The 19,442-nt window shown below is 63.1% G+C and carries 13 protein-coding genes; 5 read left to right on the top strand and 8 right to left on the bottom strand.

The features are described from left to right. Window positions 1-536 precede the first annotated feature (536 nt). On the bottom strand, window positions 537-2,525 hold the full coding sequence (gene asnB / locus GV035_RS00280; RefSeq protein WP_159832563.1) for an asparagine synthase (glutamine-hydrolyzing): 1,989 nt from the start codon (window positions 2,523-2,525) through the stop codon (window positions 537-539). Continuing rightward, window positions 2,501-3,694, bottom strand: a complete 1,194-nt coding sequence (locus tag GV035_RS00285) for a glycosyltransferase family 4 protein (protein ID WP_159832564.1) — start codon at window positions 3,692-3,694, stop codon at window positions 2,501-2,503. The genes asnB and GV035_RS00285 overlap by 25 nt, the downstream gene beginning before the upstream one ends. Before the next feature lie 537 nt (window positions 3,695-4,231). Here GV035_RS00285 and tviB point away from each other — a divergent pair. The 3 genes from tviB to GV035_RS00300 are packed head-to-tail and all read left to right on the top strand — an operon-like array spanning window position 4,232 to window position 7,879. Beyond that, window positions 4,232-5,509 carry a Vi polysaccharide biosynthesis UDP-N-acetylglucosamine C-6 dehydrogenase TviB gene (gene tviB, locus GV035_RS00290; protein WP_159832565.1) on the top strand — a complete coding sequence of 426 codons (1,278 nt, stop codon included), beginning with the start codon at window positions 4,232-4,234 and terminating at the stop codon, window positions 5,507-5,509. Between the two features lie 36 nt (window positions 5,510-5,545). Beyond that, complete coding sequence (locus GV035_RS00295) at window positions 5,546-6,646, top strand: SDR family oxidoreductase (protein ID WP_159832566.1); 1,101 nt, start codon at window positions 5,546-5,548, stop codon at window positions 6,644-6,646. 27 nt (window positions 6,647-6,673) lie between these two features. After that, window positions 6,674-7,879, top strand: a complete 1,206-nt coding sequence (locus tag GV035_RS00300; protein ID WP_159832567.1) for a glycosyltransferase family 4 protein — start codon at window positions 6,674-6,676, stop codon at window positions 7,877-7,879. 57 nt (window positions 7,880-7,936) lie between these two features. On the opposite strand, the gene GV035_RS00305 is transcribed toward GV035_RS00300, so the two are convergent. Both GV035_RS00305 and GV035_RS00310 read right to left on the bottom strand, forming a co-directional pair. Then, window positions 7,937-9,082, bottom strand: a complete 1,146-nt coding sequence (locus GV035_RS00305) for a GNAT family N-acetyltransferase (protein WP_159832568.1) — start codon at window positions 9,080-9,082, stop codon at window positions 7,937-7,939. Between the two features lie 54 nt (window positions 9,083-9,136). Next, window positions 9,137-10,105 carry a hypothetical protein gene (locus GV035_RS00310; RefSeq protein ID WP_159832569.1) on the bottom strand — a complete coding sequence of 323 codons (969 nt, stop codon included), beginning with the start codon at window positions 10,103-10,105 and terminating at the stop codon, window positions 9,137-9,139. 362 nt (window positions 10,106-10,467) lie between these two features. Here GV035_RS00310 and GV035_RS00315 point away from each other — a divergent pair, with 362 nt between their 5' ends. Beyond that, window positions 10,468-11,646 (top strand): glycosyltransferase family 2 protein, encoded by a 1,179-nt coding sequence (locus tag GV035_RS00315; RefSeq protein WP_159832570.1) that lies wholly within the window; start codon window positions 10,468-10,470, stop codon window positions 11,644-11,646. 804 nt (window positions 11,647-12,450) lie between these two features. Beyond that, complete coding sequence (locus tag GV035_RS00320) at window positions 12,451-13,635, top strand: right-handed parallel beta-helix repeat-containing protein (protein WP_159832571.1); 1,185 nt, start codon at window positions 12,451-12,453, stop codon at window positions 13,633-13,635. 196 nt (window positions 13,636-13,831) lie between these two features. Here GV035_RS00320 and GV035_RS00325 read toward each other — a convergent pair whose 3' ends face one another. The 4 genes from GV035_RS00325 to GV035_RS00340 form a co-directional block, all read right to left on the bottom strand. Continuing rightward, window positions 13,832-14,497: a YdcF family protein gene (locus GV035_RS00325; protein WP_159832572.1), complete on the bottom strand. Its 666-nt coding sequence runs from the start codon at window positions 14,495-14,497 to the stop codon at window positions 13,832-13,834. 80 nt (window positions 14,498-14,577) lie between these two features. Continuing rightward, window positions 14,578-15,717: a glycosyltransferase family 4 protein gene (locus GV035_RS00330; protein WP_159832573.1), complete on the bottom strand. Its 1,140-nt coding sequence runs from the start codon at window positions 15,715-15,717 to the stop codon at window positions 14,578-14,580. A gap of 77 nt (window positions 15,718-15,794) precedes the next feature. Continuing rightward, on the bottom strand, window positions 15,795-16,979 hold the full coding sequence (locus tag GV035_RS00335; protein ID WP_159832574.1) for a glycosyltransferase family 4 protein: 1,185 nt from the start codon (window positions 16,977-16,979) through the stop codon (window positions 15,795-15,797). Window positions 16,980-17,025: 46 nt separating this feature from the next. Then, a complete protein-coding gene (locus GV035_RS00340; protein WP_159832575.1) occupies window positions 17,026-19,266 on the bottom strand; it encodes a polysaccharide biosynthesis tyrosine autokinase in 2,241 nt (746 codons plus the stop codon). Between the last annotated feature and the right edge of the window lie 176 nt (window positions 19,267-19,442).

The raw sequence follows: 19,442 nt of genomic DNA on the forward strand, positions 1-19,442 counted from the left end.
TGTCGCCCGGCCCGTTTCGCGCCCGGCGAACGGACGATGTCGGAAACGGCGACCCCCGCTAAAACCACGACGGCCCCGATCGCAACGGTCCCAATCACGTTGAGCCAATCCATGTTTTCTCCGCGAGTTGCGCAGTCAGGATCCGGTTAAGGTCCGAACGCATGACGCACCGTCTTTGAAAGCACTACAGACGGTCGCACCAATATCTGCCATGGTATCACGCAGCCCTTCCTATGTGCGGAAGCACACGTTTCCGAAGAATCCATCGCGGCTACGCATAAGAACCGACACGATACCGTGCGATCCTGCACAGACGCGCGAGTTGATCGGGCGTGAATAATTGCCGCATTCAAGGCTGCTCTCGTCGCGCGACGAAGCGCAAGCACGAGTAATGCCGGCGGTTGGCATAGACCCCGCCGAGCATCTGAAATAACGGCTTCGGAGCGGAAAACTTTAGATGGCGCACGTGCGCCGGGCATGAAAAAACGCGGCGCGCCCGAGCGAGCGCGCCGCTTGTTTGCCAGCCCGCGAAATGTTCAGCTCGCGGCGTCGGTCAGGTCGAGTTCTTCAGCATCGACGGACTTGTTGGCATCGAGCCATGCCTCGAACATCAGCACGGTCCAAAGACGCGTGTGCCAGCTATGCGTCCCCGCCAGATGCTGGTCCCACATGGTCTTGACCATCTGCGCGTTGAGATAGCCCTCGCGTTTCAGACGATCGGCGCTCAGAAGATCGGACGCCCAGTCGCGCAGTTCGTTGCGCAGCCATGAGGCGATCGGCACGCTGAATCCGTGCTTGGGACGCTCGAACATGGCGCGCGGGACGTAGCGATCGAGCAGGCTGCGAAGCACCACTTTCCCGACGCCCTTGTTGATTTTCATCGACAGCGGCAGACGCCAGGCGAACTCGACGATGCGCCGGTCCAGGAACGGCACGCGCGTCTCCAGGCTCACGTGCATCGCGGCACGGTCGACCTTCGCGAGGATATCGGTCGGCAGATAGCGGACGGCATCCAGATACATCATGCGCTCGGCATCGGTCAGGGAAGCCGGCAAGCCGCTTAAACCGGACGCCGTCACCGGCGCGCGGTAGCCGAGCACGATCCGGTCGGGTGCATCGAACGCGGATGCAAGCCGTTCATACGATGCCTCCAGTCCTTCGGCGCTCATGGCGTCCGCGAGTTTCAGCAGCTTGTCGCCGACCTGCGTGTGACGCATGCTCGGCGGCATCATGCCGACGATTGGCGCCGCCATGCGGTCGAGACGCTCCGCGCCGAGGCCGCGCACGCAACGCGCGGTGAACGCGCGCGCGGGCAAAGGCACGCGGCTCAATTTGTCCCATAGCCCCTGCGCCGCGACATGGCGGTTATAGCCGCCGAAGAGTTCATCGCCGCCGTCGCCCGACAGGCTCACGGTCACATGACGCCGCGCCATCTGCGAAACGAGGAACGTGGGAATCTGCGAGGAGTCCGCGAACGGCTCGTCGTAGATCTGCGGCAACTGCGGGACCACGGCGAGCGCATGGGCGGGCGTCACATACAGTTCGTGATGCTCCGTTCCCAGATGCTCCGCGATGCGCCGCGCATGCGTCGCTTCGTCGAAACCCGCCTGATCGAAGCCGATCGAGAAAGTCTGCACCGCGCGCGCGCTTTCGGCCTGCATGAGCGAGACGACCAGCGACGAATCGATGCCGCCCGATAGAAACGCGCCGAGCGGGACGTCCGCGACCATCTGGTCCCGCAGCACCTTGCGGAACACGCTATCCAGTTCGCCGACCGCATCGGCTTCGGTGAACGGTTCGGCCTTCGCTCGCGCGACGACGTCTTCCAGACGCCAGTACGGGCGCACGACGACATCGCCGTACGCGGGCCGGACTGTCGCGAGCGCGCCGGGAACCAGCTTGCTGATGCCTTCGTAGATCGTGTGCGGCGCCGGAACGCTGGAATAGCGCATGTACATGCCGAGCGCATCGCGGTCGATGCCGACATCGCGGAACGCCGGATGACGCCGCAGCGCCTTCAGCTCGGACCCGAAGACGAACGTGTCGCCGAGCCACGCGTAATAGAGCGGCTTCTCGCCGAGCGGATCGCGTCCGAGCGTGAGGACGCGCTCGTGCCGGTCCCACAACGCAAAGGCGAACATGCCGTACGCCTTGCCGAGCGTCTTCTCGATGCCCCACTGCGCGAAAGCCGCGAGCAGCACTTCGGTATCTGAATGCCCGCGCCAGTCGGGCGTTCCCGGCAGCGCATTCAGTTCCTTGCGCAGGTCTTCGGCGTTATAGACCTCGCCGTTGTAGACGATCATGTAGCGGCCACACGCCGATGCCATCGGCTGATGACCGAACTCGGATAGATCGACGATCGCAAGACGCCGATGTCCGAGCGCGACGCCCGCTTCGGCATCGATCCAGTATCCGGCGTCGTCGGGGCCGCGGCGCGCGAGGCTGTCGCACATGGCGCGCAGCCGTGGCATGGCGCTCGATCCGTCAAGCCGACCGCGAGTCAGGAAGCCCGTAATTCCGCACATTCCCACGCTCCTTCTTTGACCGCTGCATAAACGCGTTCATATTTCTGCCACGTCGATTCGATGGAGAACACCGACACGATGCGCTCGCGCGCAAGCTCGCCCATGTTTCTTCGCTCGTCGAGCGGCAAGGACAGCACCGAAAGAAGCCCGGCGGCGAGCGCCTGCGGATTTCGCGCGGGCACGAGGCGGCCCGCATCGCCGATCAGCACCGCCGTATCGCCGACATCGGTGGCCACGCACGGCACGCCGCAGGCCATCGCTTCGCCGATCACGGTCGGAAAGCCCTCGCTTCTCGATGACAAACAGAAGACGTCGAAGCCCGGCACCAGCGCATCGACATCGTCGCGCGGGCCGAGCAGATGACACGCGTCGGCTACGCCCGCATCGTGCAGCGTCTGCTGCAAAGCGCGATTCTCGCTCACCAGTTCGTGACCGATCATGACAAAGCGGCACGCCGGCATCTCCCGATGCACGCGTGCGATTGCCGCGATGAAATTGTCGTAGTCCTTCACCGCGTGATAGCGGCCCACGATTCCGACGACCGGCGCGTCTTCACTTACGCCGAGCAACCCTCTGAGATTGCTTCGCGCGTCGGGCCGCGGCCTGAACGCTTCGACATCGAAACCATTGTGAATGACGTGCATGCGCGACGCGTCATAGCCGCCTTTCGCGTGATTGGCCCGCGCGGCTTCCGCGCAGCAGATGATGAGATCGGGAATGCGCGACGAACTCGCCGCGCAACACCGCGCGACCACGCTCAGCTTCGGCTCCGACGCGAAGACGGGATACTCGCTTTGATGGATGGCCCAGAACACGCCGAAGCCCGCGCTCCCGGCGCTTCTCGCGGCCAGCGTGCGTTTCGCGAGACGCGCCGCGAAGCCGCCGATGAGATCCGCGTGATACATCCATGTCTGCACGACATCCGGGGCGTAATCGACGATCCAGCTCGCGAGGCGGCGCACGAGCAGCGGTTGCGGCACGCCGTTGCTCATGCCGAGCGCGCGCACTTCGATGCCGAGCGCCTGCAGCCGGGCGCCCATGATGCCGACCGAAGACAGCGACACGACGAGATGCTGCGCACGCGTTGCGTGAGACATCTGCGTCAGCCGGTACAACAGAGTTTCCGCCCCTCCGACGCCAAGACCTGAAATGATGTGCAGTATCCGCATCCGATAGCCCTGTGCCGGTGAAACTTCTCGAAGACAGTCTGGCCGGTGCAATGTCCGATGCGCGATTTCGCGCCTGTTCAGACGAGTGCGCTTGCGCACATTGCTCACCAATCTTCGAGAGCTTAATCGATAACACGCGGGCAAAGTCGGTGACTTGTGTGCGCTAAAACACTTAACGCGTATTGATTTTGCGCAGCTAAGGAAAGCCCTACTCTCGCGCGCCGCATTCGTGTATAAGATCGTCGTGTCGCATTGCAGTACGAGCGATACGCGCGCTGCTTTTTTCGGTGGCTTCAGAGACGTCCGTTAGTTTTACTAACGGTTGTGCGGCGCGCCCGCGAAGGGCTTGTGAGGCGGCGTCCGAACGCTGTTCGTGAATCGTCGTTCTTTTACGCAGCCGGTTCGTAACATTATTAGGAATGCCTCGCGCCGACGCTCTCGTCGCTCGGGCTATCGCCAGATCATCGGCGTGCCATCGGATCGCTCAGCCGTGCCCGGTCCTCATACCAATGAACATCGTCTATTCAGGGGCAGCTCATGTATGACTATCGCGATCTCAATGTCGCAGTAATCGGTTTGGGTTATGTAGGACTGCCCCTTGCCGTCGAATTCAGCAAAAAGCGATCGGTCGTTGGATTCGACACCAATCGCCGCCGCATCTCCGCGCTCATCGAAGGCCACGACTTCACGCTCGAAGTGAGCGACGAAGAACTCGCCGGCGCGGGACGGCTCAGCTTCAGTCATGACATCGAGGATCTCAGCGGCTGCAACGTGTATATCGCGACCGTGCCGACGCCGATCGATCAATACAAGCGGCCCAATCTGGACCCGCTCATCAGCGCGAGCCAGATTATCGGCCAGGTGCTGAAGCAAAACGACATCGTCATCTACGAATCGACCGTGTATCCCGGCGCGACGGAAGAAGTGTGCGTGCCCGAACTGGAACGCGTGTCGGGCCTGAAATTCAATGTCGATTTCTTCGTCGGCTACAGCCCGGAACGGATCAATCCCGGCGACAAGGAACACCGCGTCACGAACATTCGCAAGGTCACGTCGGGATCGACGCCCGAAGTAGCCGAAGTCGTCGACCAGCTGTATCGCGAGATCATCGAAGCCGGCACCTTCAAGGCGGAGAGCATTCGCGTCGCGGAAGCCGCGAAAGTCATCGAAAACACGCAGCGCGATGTCAACATCGCGCTCATCAACGAGCTGGCCATCATCTTCAACAAGATGGGCATCGACACGAAGGCGGTGCTGGATGCCGCGGGAACCAAGTGGAACTTCCTGCCGTTCAGGCCCGGGCTCGTCGGCGGCCACTGCATTGGCGTGGACCCGTACTACCTGACGCACAAGGCGCAGGCAATCGGCTATCACCCGGAGATCATTCTCGCGGGACGGCGCCTCAACGACAGCATGGGCAAGTACATCGGATCTCAGCTCGTAAAGGCGCTGACCAAGCGCAATATCGCGATCGCGGGGGCCAACGTGCTCGTCATGGGGCTGACGTTCAAGGAGAACTGCCCCGACCTGCGCAACACGCGCGTGATCGATATCGTGAGCGAACTGAAGGAGTACGGCATGAGCGTGGACGTCTTCGACCCGTGGGTGTCGAAGGACGAGGCGCATCGCGAATACGGTCTCGATCCGGTCGACGCACCGCGCGCCGGCCACTACGACGCGATCATCCTGGCCGTCGCACATCGCGAATTCCGCAGCATGGACGAAGCGGCCGTGCGCGCCTACGGCAAGACGGATCACGTCCTGTACGACCTCAAATACGTCCTGGAAAGCCATGAGAGCGACTTGCGCCTTTGAGCGGCACGCCCTGCCCGTCACACTGGAGCCGACGATATGCTGAACCGCTTCGATGCAGTTTGTGAAGCCCTCGCGCGAGAACCGAAGCACTGGCTCATCACCGGCGTGGCCGGATTCGTGGGCTCGAATCTTCTGGAAGCGTTGCTTAAGCTCGATCAGCGCGTGACCGGCCTCGACAACTTCATGACGGGATATCGGCACAACCTCGACGAGGTGCGCGGTCTCGTCACGAAGCAACAGTGGTCGCGCTTCCGGTTCATCGAAGGCGATATCCGCCATGCGGACGACTGCGCGGCCGCAGTGAGCGGCGTCGATCACGTGCTGCACGAAGCCGCGCTCGGCTCGGTGCCGCGTTCCGTGCGCGACCCGATCACCACGCACGAGGTCAACAACAGCGGCTTCCTGCAGATGCTCGTCGCGGCGCGCGACGCCAAGGTGTCGAGCTTCACCTACGCGGCGTCGAGCTCGACGTACGGCGATCACCCGGACTTGCCGAAGGTCGAGGAAAAGATCGGGCGTCCGCTTTCGCCGTACGCAGTCACGAAGCTCTGCAACGAGCTGTACGCGGAAGTCTTCTCGCGTACCTATGGTTTCGATTCGATCGGCTTGCGGTATTTCAACGTGTTCGGTCCGCGGCAAGACCCGAACGGCGCGTATGCGGCGGTCATTCCGCTGTGGACGGCCGCGTTGATCCGCGATGAAGACGTGCATATCAACGGCGACGGCGAGACGAGCCGCGACTTCTGTTTCGTCGATAACGTCGTGAAGGCGAACATCCTCGCCGCGACCGCCGATGCTTCCGCGAAGAATCAGGTCTACAACGTCGCCGTCGGCGACCGGACCACGCTGAACGATCTCTACCGGGCGTTGCAGGAGGCGCTCGCCACGCAGGGCGTGTTCAACGACCGTGCGCCGAAGTACCGCGATTTCCGCATCGGCGACGTGCGGCATTCGCAAGCGAGCGTCGCAAAGGCGGAACGCCTGCTCGGCTACACGGACCGGGTCCGCATTCTCGACGGCTTGCAGCGGACCATGCCCTGGTACCTTCGCGCCCTTCGGCATGAAGAACCGCCTTGCGCCGCGCTGGAAACGAGCGTGACCGCCGATGCCCGCGCGACCGTGGATCGATCCGCATAAGAACCCGCTGTGCCCGAAGGAGCCCGCATGGATGCACCGAAAGTCGTCCTGTTCGCAAATACGGACTGGTATCTCTACAACTTCCGTCTCTCGCTCGCGCGCAAGCTGCGCGACGAAGGCTTCGAAGTCGTGCTGATCTCGCCCGACGGGGAATACGGGCCAAAGCTGGAGGCGCTCGGCTTCCGATGGCACGCCGTCCCGATGGCGCGGCGCAGCCTCAATCCCCTGCGCGAAGTCGCGCTGCTCGGATGGCTCGCGCGCTTTCTGTTTCGGGAGCGGCCCGCGCTCGTGCACGGATTCACGATCAAGAGCGCCGTCTATGGCGCGCTCGCGAGCCGCATCGCGGGCGTTCCGGCTCGCGTGAACGCGGTGGCGGGCATGGGGTATGTGTTCACGAGCCGCGATCTGAAAGCCCGCACGCTCAAGCCGCTCGTCACGCTCGCGATGCGGCTCGCTTTCGGCGGACGCAGCAGCGCATTGATCCTGCAAAACTCCGACGACCTCGAGTTCTTCCGTTCCACGAAGCTCGTCGATGCCTCCGTGCTGCGGCTCATCCGAAGCTCGGGCGTCTCGCTGACCCGCTTTCAGATACGGGCGCAGGCGCCTGCGGAAGCCGACAAGAAGCCCTTGCGCGTGCTGCTCGCGGCGCGGCTGCTGTGGGACAAAGGCATCGCCGAGTATGTGGATGCCGCCCGCGCGCTCAAGCACGAAGGCCGCACGGTGCAGTTCCTTCTCGCTGGCTTGCCGGATGACGGCAATCCCGCTTCGGTCGAACGCGCTGTCGTCGAGGGATGGGCCAAAGAAGGGCTCGTCACCTGGCTCGGCCATGTCGACGACATGCCGAAGCTGCTGTCCGAGATCGACGTGATGGCGCTGCCGAGCTATCGCGAAGGACTGCCGAAATCGTTGATCGAGGCGGCTGCCTGCGCGCTGCCGCTCGTCACGACTTACGCGCCGGGTTGCCGCGAAGTCGTCACCGAGAACGGCGTGGATGGTCTCGTCGTGCCGGTTCGCGACAGCGTCGCGCTGGCGGACGCGATCCGTTTGCTCGACGACGACAGAGCCTTGGCGACGAAGCTCGGCGTGGCCGCCCGCGATCGCGTGCTTCAGGAATTCGACGAGCGCATCGTCATCGACAAGACGCTCTCTGTCTATCTCGAGTTGCTGCCGAGCCGCAGCCCCGCTTTCGAGCGCGCGCCGGCGGAAGTGCTCAACGCCGGCGAGCAGCCCTGATAGCGCCTTAATGTGCGCGGCGTGCGCGGCACGCCTGCCGCGCACGCCGCGCAATCATCACGGTTCGAGGTCGGTGCGCAACGGAGCCCCCGCGACGGGCGCGCTCGTGAGCGCACGCGCCGATTTGTTCGCACGATACCAGCGTCGAACGTCCGCGAGCATGAACGCCACGTTCCCCCACGGACTCGTCGCAATGCGAAAGTCCGTGCTGGCATAGCTCGAGTCCCCCGCCCACACGCTCTTGTACTTGCCGCCGCCCGCGCCGAAGTCGAAGTCGCGGTGCGAGTCGAACGCCCACTTCACCACATGCTCCAGCAGTATCGCGCCGGGCGTGAATTTGCCGTAGTTGTCGTCGAACGCGGCCTGCATGCCGCGCACGCACGTCTTCTCCACCGCGACGAGGTTGACCGCAACGGGCACGTCGTCGAGGGAAAGCGCGAACAACAGGAATTGGCCCGACGTGCGCGGGTCTCGCAGCAGGCTCACGGCGAAGTCGCGAATGCGTGGCGCGAAGAAGATGCCTTGCCGGCCCGTCTTCTCGGCCCACTTCTTCTTCCAGTCGAAGAGATAGTCGATCAACGAATCGCCCGACGATTCGGCGGGATTGACGATCGACACGCTCACGCGGCCCAGCTTCGCGAGGCGCCGGTTGCAAGTGTCGAGTTCCTTGCGTGATTTCGACGGCAGCGACTGCCGCAACGCATCCCAGTCGGCCCAGCGCGCGCGGCGCACGACAGCAATGCTGACCTGCTCCGAGCGTCCTTTCGCGCGAACTTTGGATGCGTGCGCGTACAGTTCGGTCCCCGCGCACACGTAGGGCAAGTTCAGCAAGTCGGCGCCCGTCCTGGACTGAAGCAGCTGCCACGCGCGAGCAACGCGTTCGGCATGGTCCGGACCCGGTTCGGCCAGGACATCCGAAGGCACCGAACTATCGGGCGCGAGCGGACGAACGGAACGCCAGAGCATTTCACGCTCGCGCAACAACGGCCACGCGACGACGAGCCGCTCGCCTTCGAAGCCGACGATACAGAAGAGGCTCGCACCGGCCGGCAACGCGACTTCCTTCAGCGAGTGCAGGCAATACTCGAAACTCAGGTTGTGGATTCCATTAGCACGGACCCATAAGTCAGTCCACTCGTCCCGCAGCGACTGAAAGCGGTCGAATGTCGTGATCGTCTCAAAGCGGATCGAATTGGTGTTCAAGGTGCCCCTCTCTTCTGGCAGTTGTGCGAGATGCTGACCGGATGCGCATTTGCTTTAGTCCACGCGACATCCCTTCGTGCACGAGTTTCCGTAGTATTGAGCGGAGCGGCCGCCCTCCCGAGGTCTCACCGTGATGGTCGTGTTCTCGCCCACGACGACGTTGTACCGCACGATATTCCCGCTGTAGTTCGACGTTCCGCCGTGAACGCCGCCCGTGATCGAGCCCACCGCTTCACTCGCGCTCACGCGATTGCATTCGAAGATATTGCCGCCGGTATTGTCCGTTGGATGGTCGTTCTCCACGCCCGCCGTGCAATCGACAAGCTTGTTGTACGCGACATAGCCGTGCATGTGCCCGACGAAAACCGGCCCATAGAACGGGCAGCTTTTGAACGTATTGAAGACGATTCTGTCGCCACTGCCGCCGTTCGCGCCGGTTGTCTGGAACATTGCCTGCCCGTAGAACTGCCTGAACGTATTGCCCGCGAGCAGAAAATTGCTGACGTTATCTCTCGTCAATACCGGAATATCCCAGTGCCCTGGGGCGTCGAAGTCGATGTGCGGCTTCACCGCGTTCGCGCCCACGAAGTTGCAGTTCACGATGCTATCGCCGACGAGCAGGCCCGCGCTCGCTTCGTACACGAACATGCTCTCGGCATCCGATACGGTGCGCTTCAGTATCGTATCCGGCGCGCATTGAATGTGTCGATGGCTCGCTCTGACGAAAACCGTCTTGTTAATGATGCAGACGCCCGCCGCGATCGATACGTCGCCCGCATTCACGGCCTTCTGGAAAGCCTTGCTGTCGTCGGTGAGCCCATCGCATTTCGCGCCGAACTGTCGCGGGTCTTTCGGGCGATTCAGCGCGGGAGCGTCGAACGACGTCAACGGACAGTTCGCCGAATGCGGCACTGGCGACTCGACTGCAAGCGCCGCGCTGCATAAGCCAACCGCCAGCACTGCCAGCGTGTTGAACATCATACGCACCGCGCCCGCATCACGTCTGAAGTCGTCAACGCTCATACGATTGCACATCAAGATAGTTCGAAGTCCCGTCGATGGTCGTCACCTCTGCTTCAGTGTTATTCAACCACTCTAACGATTAAACCTGCGTGACGATGCCGATCGCGTAATGTGCCTCCGCGCGCCGTTTGATGCAATTGGCAGTGCCATCGATGTGCGGACATTGTGTGGGCCAACGCACACTCGATGACCATGCGCGAAGGCGAATTTCATGTCGGCCCGCATTATAGTTTTGCGTGCGGTATCGGCGGGGCCGACACTGTTTCCGGTCGAGACCAGATGACCCACTGCGTATCAAGCGCGTTTCCGCTCGATCGTTCGATGGAATCGATATGACGCGGCCTTCTTTCTCCGGAGCGTGCATGAGCAAGGTGTACAGATACGTCGCGAAGGCAACGCGTTCGCAAGCCGTGGCGAGAAGCGTCGATGCCGTCGCGCGCATTCCCATTTCGTGCCTGGCCGCTGCGTTGAAGCTCGCGCATGATGGCCGCGCCAACGCCATCGACGAGAAGGCGCTCGAAGCCCGCATACAGCAATTGAGGCCGTACCGTCCGTCCAGTCTCAAGCCTTTGACAGACGCGGATGAAAACGCGCCTCTCGCGCTTTCCGTCATCGTTCCCGTGTTCAATGCCGAGGCGTATGTGAGCAACTGCATCGACTCGGTACTCGAGCAGGACACGGCATTTCAGTACGAACTCATTGTCGTGGACGATGGATCGACCGACGGTTCTCCTCGCATCCTTCAGCAGTACGGAGACCATCCGCGCGTGTCGATAGTGCGCATTCCGAACGGCGGCGTTGCGCTCGCCCGGAACGAGGGTCTTCGGCGCGCGCGCGGCCGATACGTGATGTTCGTCGATTCGGACGATTATGTGCCGCGCGATTGCGTCGAGACCTTGCTTGCGCCAGCCATGAAAAGCGGTGCCGATATCGTGCAAGGAAGTTACTGGATTGTCGATACGGCCGGCGCGCTGCAAAGAACCCAGCAATTCGGCGACGTGGCCGCGGCTCGCGCGGACCCGGACGTGTCGGCGCTCTCGGGTTATCCGTGGGGCAAGGTCATCAAGCGCGAACTCTTTGGCCGCGTGCAGTTTCCCGAAGGCATGGCGTACGAGGACACTATCGTCGCGCTGATCCTGCTGCCTTCCGCGAAGGGCTACATCAGCCTTAGCCAGCCGGTCTACTACTACAGGGAGAATCCGCGCGGATTGTCGGCTCGCCTGACTAAGGATCATAAAACGCTGGATGCGTACTGGGTCGTGTCGAAGCTGCTGTCGGACCGCAGGACGTTGGGGCTTCCGTTCGACAGTCGCGTGTTTCGACAGGTGAAGACGCAATTCGGACCGCTGCTCTACATGCGGCTCGCGAACTATGCCGACGAAGTGAAACGCGCCGTGTTCTACCTGTGCTGCCGTCAGATGGACGCGCTGAGAAGCGAGATCGGCGCTCACCCTGCGAGCCGGGCCGACGACGCGCTAGACCACGCGTTCCGCACGCGCAATTACGCACTCTGGAAGCTGCTGTGTTTCTTCGAGCTTTGACGGGCGCCTGGTATGCGCAGTGACGCAGATTCCATAACGCCGTGATGGATTAAATCTGATACGTCACTCAATAAAAATAGGCGCATCGCTGCGGTCGAATTAATTGCCTTATCCAACGCTCTTTGAATGAGTGGGCAACCGGAGTCCGTCTTCGACGCACAGGTTGATTAGACGAATAAAGAGCCCGCCAAATGCGTACGTTCGTCTCCCTAACATCGGCCATAATCGAGTAAACCCGCACCTTCTTCTTTACCGACGCCTGGTGCTTCGTCGCCTGTCGCGCCAGGTGTTTTCTACCTTCATATTAACAACCTAGCGGCAATTTCCACCGGATTTACTTCGGAATCCGAACGTACGTTTTACATTCAGTTACGATTCGGCGGGTATCCCTTACTTGGGTCATACGATAAGATTCGTTCCGCGCTTAAATCTCAGGCAACAGAACGTTTCATCTGACGTTTTATGTGGTCTTGGCAGGAGTCAATGCTGAGTCTTGACGTCGGATTTACCGATCGACCGATACCCGCCGCGATCGATGTGTGAAGGCTCTCGTTAGTCGGCAATAGCAAACGCATCACGCTCTGACCGGGTCGCTTAAGGCTCATCCGGTGAAGCCGTTCGCCTGTGAACAAAGTCTGGAGTCCTAATGGATACCTTCGTTTGCCAGCGTACTGGCCAACGATCTGGTTTCCGTACGTCGACAGCGACGCAGCGAAACCGCCGCCCTTTCCGGCGGCTCCATTTCTCCAGGCATCCATCAGCCCGGCCCACTGCGCCGGCGCCTATCGCCATTCAGAGGACATCATGGCTTCGACGAAAACTGAGATTCAGGAAGTATTGGACATGCCCAGCACCATGCGTCGCAAAGTGGTTTCCGCATTCGTGCTCGGCGCCGGCTCGCTCGCGCTGGCCGCGTGCGGCGGGGGCAGTGACAGCAGCGTCGCGGATGCCGTGGCCAACCGCCAACGCAGACGTTGGGGCGCATCCGCTGCGACCAGCGCCAGTTCGGCGACGACCGCGAGCGCCCCGACGACGGCCAGCTCCACGACCGCGGCAAGCACCGGCTCGCAAGGCGCCAGCACGACCAGCACGAGCGGCGTGCTCCAGGACACGTCCTTCGGCGTGAAGGGCGACGGCACGACCAACGACCGCGCGGCGCTTCAGGCTGCCATCGACGGCTCCGTCGGACAGATTCTGCTCATCACGGGCAAGAGCCGCATCGACGCGACCGGCCTCACGCTGCACTCGAACACGCATATCCGTTTCGCGCAGGGCGCGTCGATCAAGATGCTGCCGCACAGCGCCGCCACGTATCAGATGATGCGCGTGTGGGACGTGAGCAACGTGAACATCGAAGCACCGTATCTCGACGGCAGCAAGGAACTGAACTCCGCCGGCTCGGGCGAATTCGGCATGGGCATCTCGATCACGGGCGCGACGGGCGTCACGATCACGAACCCGACGACGATCAACTGCTGGGGGGACGGCATCTACATCGGCAATAGCATGAGCGGCTCGGGCAAGACCAGCTCGAACGTGTCGATCAGCGGCCATCACGCGAACGGCTGCCGCCGTCAAGGCGCGACGATCACCTCGGGCAGCGGCATCACGTTCACGAGCCCGCTATGGGAGAACATTGCAGGCACCTCGCCGGCGTGTGGTCTCGACATCGAGCCGGATGACAACACCGCCGTGCTCGAGGCGATCAAGATCGTAAGCCCGACGACTCAGGGTTGCGCCGGCCCCGGCATCCAGATCTATCTGGGCGCGTTCCCCGGACCGACCGCGAAGAACGTGGACATCCAGATCACGAACCATACCGACAACTGCCCGATCGGCCCGTTCGGCGTCGGCGGTCTTCAGCTGAATGGCCGCGTCGTGACCGGCGCAATCACCAGCACGAACCCGGTGTGGAAGCAGAACTGGTACCTCGGCGGCTGGGACAGCAACGGCCCGAAGGTGTCGGTCGTGAATCCGAAGATCGGCTAAGCTGGGAGAGATGCGCTAGAGGGGTATTTCGGCGCGATAATTGGCTTGAGAAAAGGGCGGACATCCATTCGGAGTCCTCCCTTTTTGGCGTTGCTTGGCGCGTGGGCGAGCAGCGCGCTGCTGCATCAAAACGCACCAGCCCGCGACGTGCGGAACTGCTTCTGCGACACGGACGGAAATTCACTCGCGGCGGTCTCTAACGGGGGCCCGTCAAGTCGTAAAGGCGTAATTGCCCGACTCCGGCGAGCTCGTGCAATGCCCGCCACGCGAGGCGAAAGTTCTGCTGGCGCGGAACAACAGAGAACTCGGCCCTGTCCGCAGGCGCCGCGTCCGGCTCGACGTCGAATCCCAGGCGATTGAAGGCCAGCTTCGCGCGACGCATGTGATACGTCGACGTCACCAGCACGACGACATCATAGTGGCCGCTTTGCAACAGAGGCGCCACCAACTTCGCGTTCTCGTACGTCGTATTGCTGCTGCGTTCGAGGATGACATCTGCTTCCGGAACGCCGAGCGCCGCGATCTCTCCCGCGTAAAGTTCGGCATCGGTGATGCCGTGACCTTCAGGATCACCGCCGCTGATCACCACCTTGCACGCGCGAGCCTGCCGATGACATGCCGCATAACCGGCGGCGGCCTGCTGGATGCGCGACATGCCGTCGGTCGTTGGTCCGAAAGGGGCGTCCGGCTTCCAGCGGTCCAGGCCCGCGCTCAATAGCACGATGGCATTGCGCGCGCCGAAAGTCAGCGGGCTGCGCGACGAACTGCCCGCAAGCGGCAGGTCCCACACGCCGGACCCGGCGACCCACCATGCGCCGACCGCTGCGGCGGCAAGCAGCGCCGACCATGTAAAGAGCGACATCGAGCGACGCCTGAGCGCAACAGTCGGTGCGACGCCAATCTGTCCGCCCGGTCGAGGTCCGTGCTGCGGACCGCGCGCGCTCACGCGCTCACGCCTTGCCTGCTGCTTACGCCAGCCGCCGCGAAAGCCGCGCGCCATAGCGATAGCGCCGTTTCGAGCGAAAACGCGTCCTTGACGGCCGCCGCGCGCGATGCGAGAAGCTGCCGCCTGGCGTCGCTCTCCATGAGCGTCTTCAACGACTCCGCGAGCTTGCGCGTGTCGCCCACTTCGCTCACCAGCAAGCCATTTTCCCCGTGACGGATGATGTCGCGCGGGCCGCAATCGCAGTCGTAGCTCACAGCGGCCGTGCCGCTCGCCATCGCTTCGACGAGCGTCATCGAAAAGCCCTCGAAGCGCGAACTCAGCACGTACAGGTCGGCTCGTTCGTACCAGTCCGCGACGTTGCCGGCGCGCCCCGGCAACAGCACGCGGTCCTTGAGCCCGACCGTCTCGATCTGCCGTTCGAGCGGCGGCCGTTCGTCGCCTTCACCGACGATCACGAGATCCCAGTCCGGCACTGCGCTCGCGATATGCGAGAAAGCCTCGATCAGATAGTCGAAGCCCTTCGCATCGTGCAGACGGCCAACCGCGAGCAACATGCGGCGTTCCGGTGCGATCACTGCATCGGGCATGAGGATCGGCTCTAGCCGCGGAATCGGCAGAGTGAAAGGTGGCGGGATGACACGCACGGCGGTGCAGTCGCAGTTCTCTTCGAGCCAGTGCTTGCTGTCGCCGGTGAGCGCGACGACGAGATCGGCCATGCGAAACGACCAACGCCGCAACTGCTGCCAGACCGGAGTCAGCGGCAGCATCGGCGGATGCGTGTGTTCGGTCGCGATGACCTTGCAGGGCAATCCTTGTGTCGCGAGTATCGCCACGACTGAGGCGACCGTCATGATGCCGACCACCACGTCCGGCTTCAGTTCGCGCAATACCTTGCGCAGCGCACGCACGCGCACGACGTTGGCCGTGAGCGCGGCAAGCGCGCCTTGCGGCTCGCTCGCGAGATTCAGCGCGATGCGCCGCACAGCCGGATGCAACGGATAGAAGTCGACGCGCGTGGATTCCAGCGACACCACGCTGACATCGGCGCCCCGCGCGGCCCATTCATTGGCGAGGTTGGCCGTGGTCCGTTCGGCGCCGCCGCAATGCATGCAATAGATGAACAGGACGATCTTCATCGCACTTTCTCGTTGATTTATAGTGCGGCGCGCGCAGGCGCCGCATTTTCGGTGATCCGTGATGCGTCGCGCGCCGCTCAGTCGCTTGCGCCAGCACCCGCGTTTCTGTTCGCGCTCAACGGCGGGCTCGCCGTGCTTCTCGCCGAGTCGTGCGTCGACGTTGCGCCCACGCGCGCAAAGAGGCGGTCCCACATCGGCAGAATGGCTTGCAATCCGTACCGCTCGCGCATCGATTCCGATGCCTGCTGCCCCATCTCACGGCACAGGCGGTCGTCGTCGATCACGCGGCGCAACGCGTGCGTCAGCGCTTCGCGATCGCCGACGGGCACGAGCAGGCCGTAGCGCCCATCGCAGGTCAGCTCTCGCGGTCCGCTCGGACAGTCGGACGCGACGCACGGCACGCCTAGCGCGAGGCTTTCCATCAGCGCCATCGGCAGGCCTTCGAAGCGCGACGACATGGCGAACGCGCGCGCCGTCGCGAGTTCGTCCCACAGCGCCTCGGTCGTTCCGGGGAGCGCGATGCGCCCGTTCATGCCGAGCCGCTCGATCTGCGCTTGCAGGCTTGCGCGGTCTGCGCCTTCGCCGAAGATGCAGAGAGCGACATCGTCGCGCTCGCTGGCCACGGCGGCGAATGCATCGATCAGTACATCGAACTGTTTCTGAGCGGTGAGGCGCCCCACCGATACGATCTTCTTGCGCCCGGCAGACGGCTGTCGCGCGAGCGCCCGCTCGAAAACTTCATCCGGCAAAGGGTTCGGCATGACGACGATGTTTTTCGCACGCGGCACCATCTTGCGAAACGGCTCGACGACGCCCTCGGTCAGCACCGTGATGACGCGCGCACTCGGGTAGAACACGCGGCACAGCAAGGTCCATAGCCGCGAACGTCCATCCACCGACGGATTGTTGTGCTCGCACGCGATGACCGGCACGCGCGAGCCGCGCGAAGCGAGCAACGTCATCACGCTGACGTTCGGCAGAAACGAGACGAGCACGTCGGGCCGCGACTCGCGAATCAGCCGGCGCAGGGCCATCACGCGGGCAAGGTAACGCGCCGGCCCGCGCGCAGCGGGCGCGACCCGATCCGCCAGATGAACGACACGCACGCGCTCGTCCAGCCGATAGAACACGTCGCGCGCGCCGAGAAACGTCGGCACGAGCGTCACGTCGTCGCCGCGCGCAGCCCACGCATTCAGCAGTGTCGCCGCGACGCGCTCCGCGCCGCCCGTTCCCATCGAACTCACCAGCAGCACGATCTTCATGGACGCGTCGCAGGCAGTCGAAGCCCCAGGGGTTCACGGGCGCCCGTCATGTATTCATTTCCTGGTAGTACGCCTTGTAGGCGCCGCCGCCGTATCGCCGCGAATAGGCATAGCCGCCCGCGCCGTCCGGCACCGCGTTGAGCACGAGACCGTTCACCTTGCAGCCCGCCTGATTCAGCCGCTGAATGGCCGTTGTCACTTCCGTCGCGCGCGTCACACCGTAGCGTGCAAGCAGAAGGATGGTCGCGGCCGCCGGCGCAATGATGCCGACATCCGATACCGCCAGCACGGCGGCGGCATCCACGACGACGATGTCGTAGTCATCGACCACTTCTTCGAGCGCGCGCTGGAAATTGCCGCGCAGCAGAAGCTCGGATGCGTTGTCCGGATACCGTCCGACGCCCAGGAAATCCAGATTCGGCGTGACTTCGCGGCGAATGGCATCGCGAATAGGCAAGCTGCCCTGCATCACTTCGGTCAGGCCGGGCCCCCACGGCACACCGAGAATGCGATGGATATGGCCGCGCCGAAGGTCCGCGTCGACGAGCAGCACGCGCTTGCCTCCCGCCGCGAGCACCGCCGCGAAGTTCGTCGATGTGAACGACTTGCCGCTGCGTGGCATTGGACCGCTCAGCATGACCACGTTATTGCGCGCGCCGATCATCGCGACCTGAACCGCGGTGCGCAGCACGCGCAGGCTTTCGACAGCCGGATCCTGCGGACATTTCACGGCGAGCAGGCGCTCGGGCACCGTGGCATGGCGGTTCTTGGCGAGACGCCCTTCGTCGTCGCTCATCGGTATGGCGGCGTACAGCTGCAAGCCGGTGCCGCTGAGCTCGCCCGGGTCGACGACGCCCTTCTTCACGAAGTCCCAGCCGAACGCGAGACCCAGTCCCGCGAAAATCGCGGCGACCGCCGATACCCCGACGATCAGCATCCGGTTCGGCTTGCTCGGCATCTCGGGAACGTCGGCGGTATCCACGATCCGCACCGAACTGATCTTGCCAGCGCGCACGAGCTGCAACTGCTCCATGTTCGAGCGCATGGTCGAATAGACATCGGTCGCCACGCGCACCTCGCGCATCAGGCGAACCGTGCTCTGCTCATCGGTCGGGAGCGCCCGCACGCGCTCGGTGAGCGAGTCGCGGTAACGGCTCGTCGCTGCAATCTGCTTGTCGAGCTGCACGAGATCGGGATGCCCCGGCGCGAAACGCTGCGCGATTTCCTGGCGGCGCTGCATCAACTGATAGTAAGACGTCTCCGCCGCCGACGACTGCTGCAGAAGCACGCGCGCCTGTTCGCTGATATCGACCGATGCGTGCCGGTTGCGGAATTCGTTGTAGCGTTGCTCGGCCTGATCGACCTGCTGCTTCAACGCGGGAAGCTGCGAGTTCAGGAAGTCGATGGATGACTGAGCGCGCACCGCCTTGCGCTCCGCGTTCTGCCGTTCGTACGACTGCCCGATGGCGTTGATCGTCGCGGCGACCGCGACCGGGTCCGCGCCCGAGAGCGTCGCGGCGATCACATCGGACTTGTTGCCCTGCTCGTCCACCTGCAGCGCGCGCCTGAGCGCGTCGATGGCGGCCGGACGCGACGAGCGCCGCACGTTGAATTCGATGCCCGGCTGCGCGTTCATGGACGCGACGCGCAGCTTGATGACGCCCTTGCCCGTGTCGAACGCCGCGAGTTCGCCGACCTTGCCCGTCACGGGCGTTTCCAGACCGGGGCCGGAGAGTTCGTACATGCCGCCGGCGAGCGCCTTGACGCGGTACGCATGGCCGATGTCGGCCTTGGGCACGTCGAAGGAGCGCACATAGATGGACTCGTTGCCCCACGCGAACCCGCCGAGGCCGAAGATGCCGGGCGTCGACAGACCCTGCGCATAGCGAGCGACCACCTTACCGATGATCGGGAAGTAAACAGGCTCCGCGCTCACCGCGAGGTTCAGCGAATCGACAGCTTCGCCGACCACAAGCTTCGAGCTGAGAATCTGGATCTCGCCGTCCGCGTTCGACCGTGCGCCGACGATAGACGACACGTCGCCGACATATTCGTTGGACGACGGGCGCGCGCTGCCCTCGCCGGCGTCTTCCAGCTGGACGACGATTTTTGCCTGATAGACCGGCGGAGCGATGACTGCATAAAGGAAGCCCGTGCCGAAAATCACGGCGAAAGCGGCGATGATCAGCCAGCGGTGCGAATAGATGCTGTCGATGACGCTCGCGAAATCGAAACGTAGAGGGCTCCCGTTCGCCTCGGCATTACGTTGGTCGATGTACTCGGCCATGTCTTTCCCTCAGAGCTGACGCTTCTTTGTGGACAGAAAGTCGCGATGATTTCCGGTTCGCGCACGTGGACCACAGCCCCTTGCGCTTTGTTATGACGAGTCTGCTAGGCGACCTAATTATCTGATTAATCCGGTTTGCCTGCGGACACGACCCGGTCATATTGCGGATATTTCAT

The organism is Burkholderia sp. 8Y (assembly GCF_902506145.1).
Classification (GTDB): Bacteria; Pseudomonadota; Gammaproteobacteria; order Burkholderiales; family Burkholderiaceae; genus Caballeronia.

Bases quoted from the DNA above. Each gene is read 5' to 3' on its own strand.
- asnB (WP_159832563.1), bottom strand. From the start codon at position 2,525: ATGTGCGGAATTACGGGCTTCCTGACTCGCGGTCGGCTTGACGGATCG.
- GV035_RS00285 (WP_159832564.1), bottom strand. From the start codon at position 3,694: ATGCGGATACTGCACATCATTTCAGGTCTTGGCGTCGGAGGGGCGGAA.
- tviB (WP_159832565.1), top strand. From the start codon at position 4,232: ATGTATGACTATCGCGATCTCAATGTCGCAGTAATCGGTTTGGGTTAT.
- GV035_RS00295 (WP_159832566.1), top strand. From the start codon at position 5,546: ATGCTGAACCGCTTCGATGCAGTTTGTGAAGCCCTCGCGCGAGAACCG.
- GV035_RS00300 (WP_159832567.1), top strand. From the start codon at position 6,674: ATGGATGCACCGAAAGTCGTCCTGTTCGCAAATACGGACTGGTATCTC.
- GV035_RS00310 (WP_159832569.1), bottom strand. From the start codon at position 10,105: ATGAGCGTTGACGACTTCAGACGTGATGCGGGCGCGGTGCGTATGATG.
- GV035_RS00315 (WP_159832570.1), top strand. From the start codon at position 10,468: ATGAGCAAGGTGTACAGATACGTCGCGAAGGCAACGCGTTCGCAAGCC.
- GV035_RS00320 (WP_159832571.1), top strand. From the start codon at position 12,451: ATGGCTTCGACGAAAACTGAGATTCAGGAAGTATTGGACATGCCCAGC.
- GV035_RS00325 (WP_159832572.1), bottom strand. From the start codon at position 14,497: ATGTCGCTCTTTACATGGTCGGCGCTGCTTGCCGCCGCAGCGGTCGGC.
- GV035_RS00330 (WP_159832573.1), bottom strand. From the start codon at position 15,717: ATGAAGATCGTCCTGTTCATCTATTGCATGCATTGCGGCGGCGCCGAA.
- GV035_RS00335 (WP_159832574.1), bottom strand. From the start codon at position 16,979: ATGAAGATCGTGCTGCTGGTGAGTTCGATGGGAACGGGCGGCGCGGAG.
- GV035_RS00340 (WP_159832575.1), bottom strand. From the start codon at position 19,266: ATGGCCGAGTACATCGACCAACGTAATGCCGAGGCGAACGGGAGCCCT.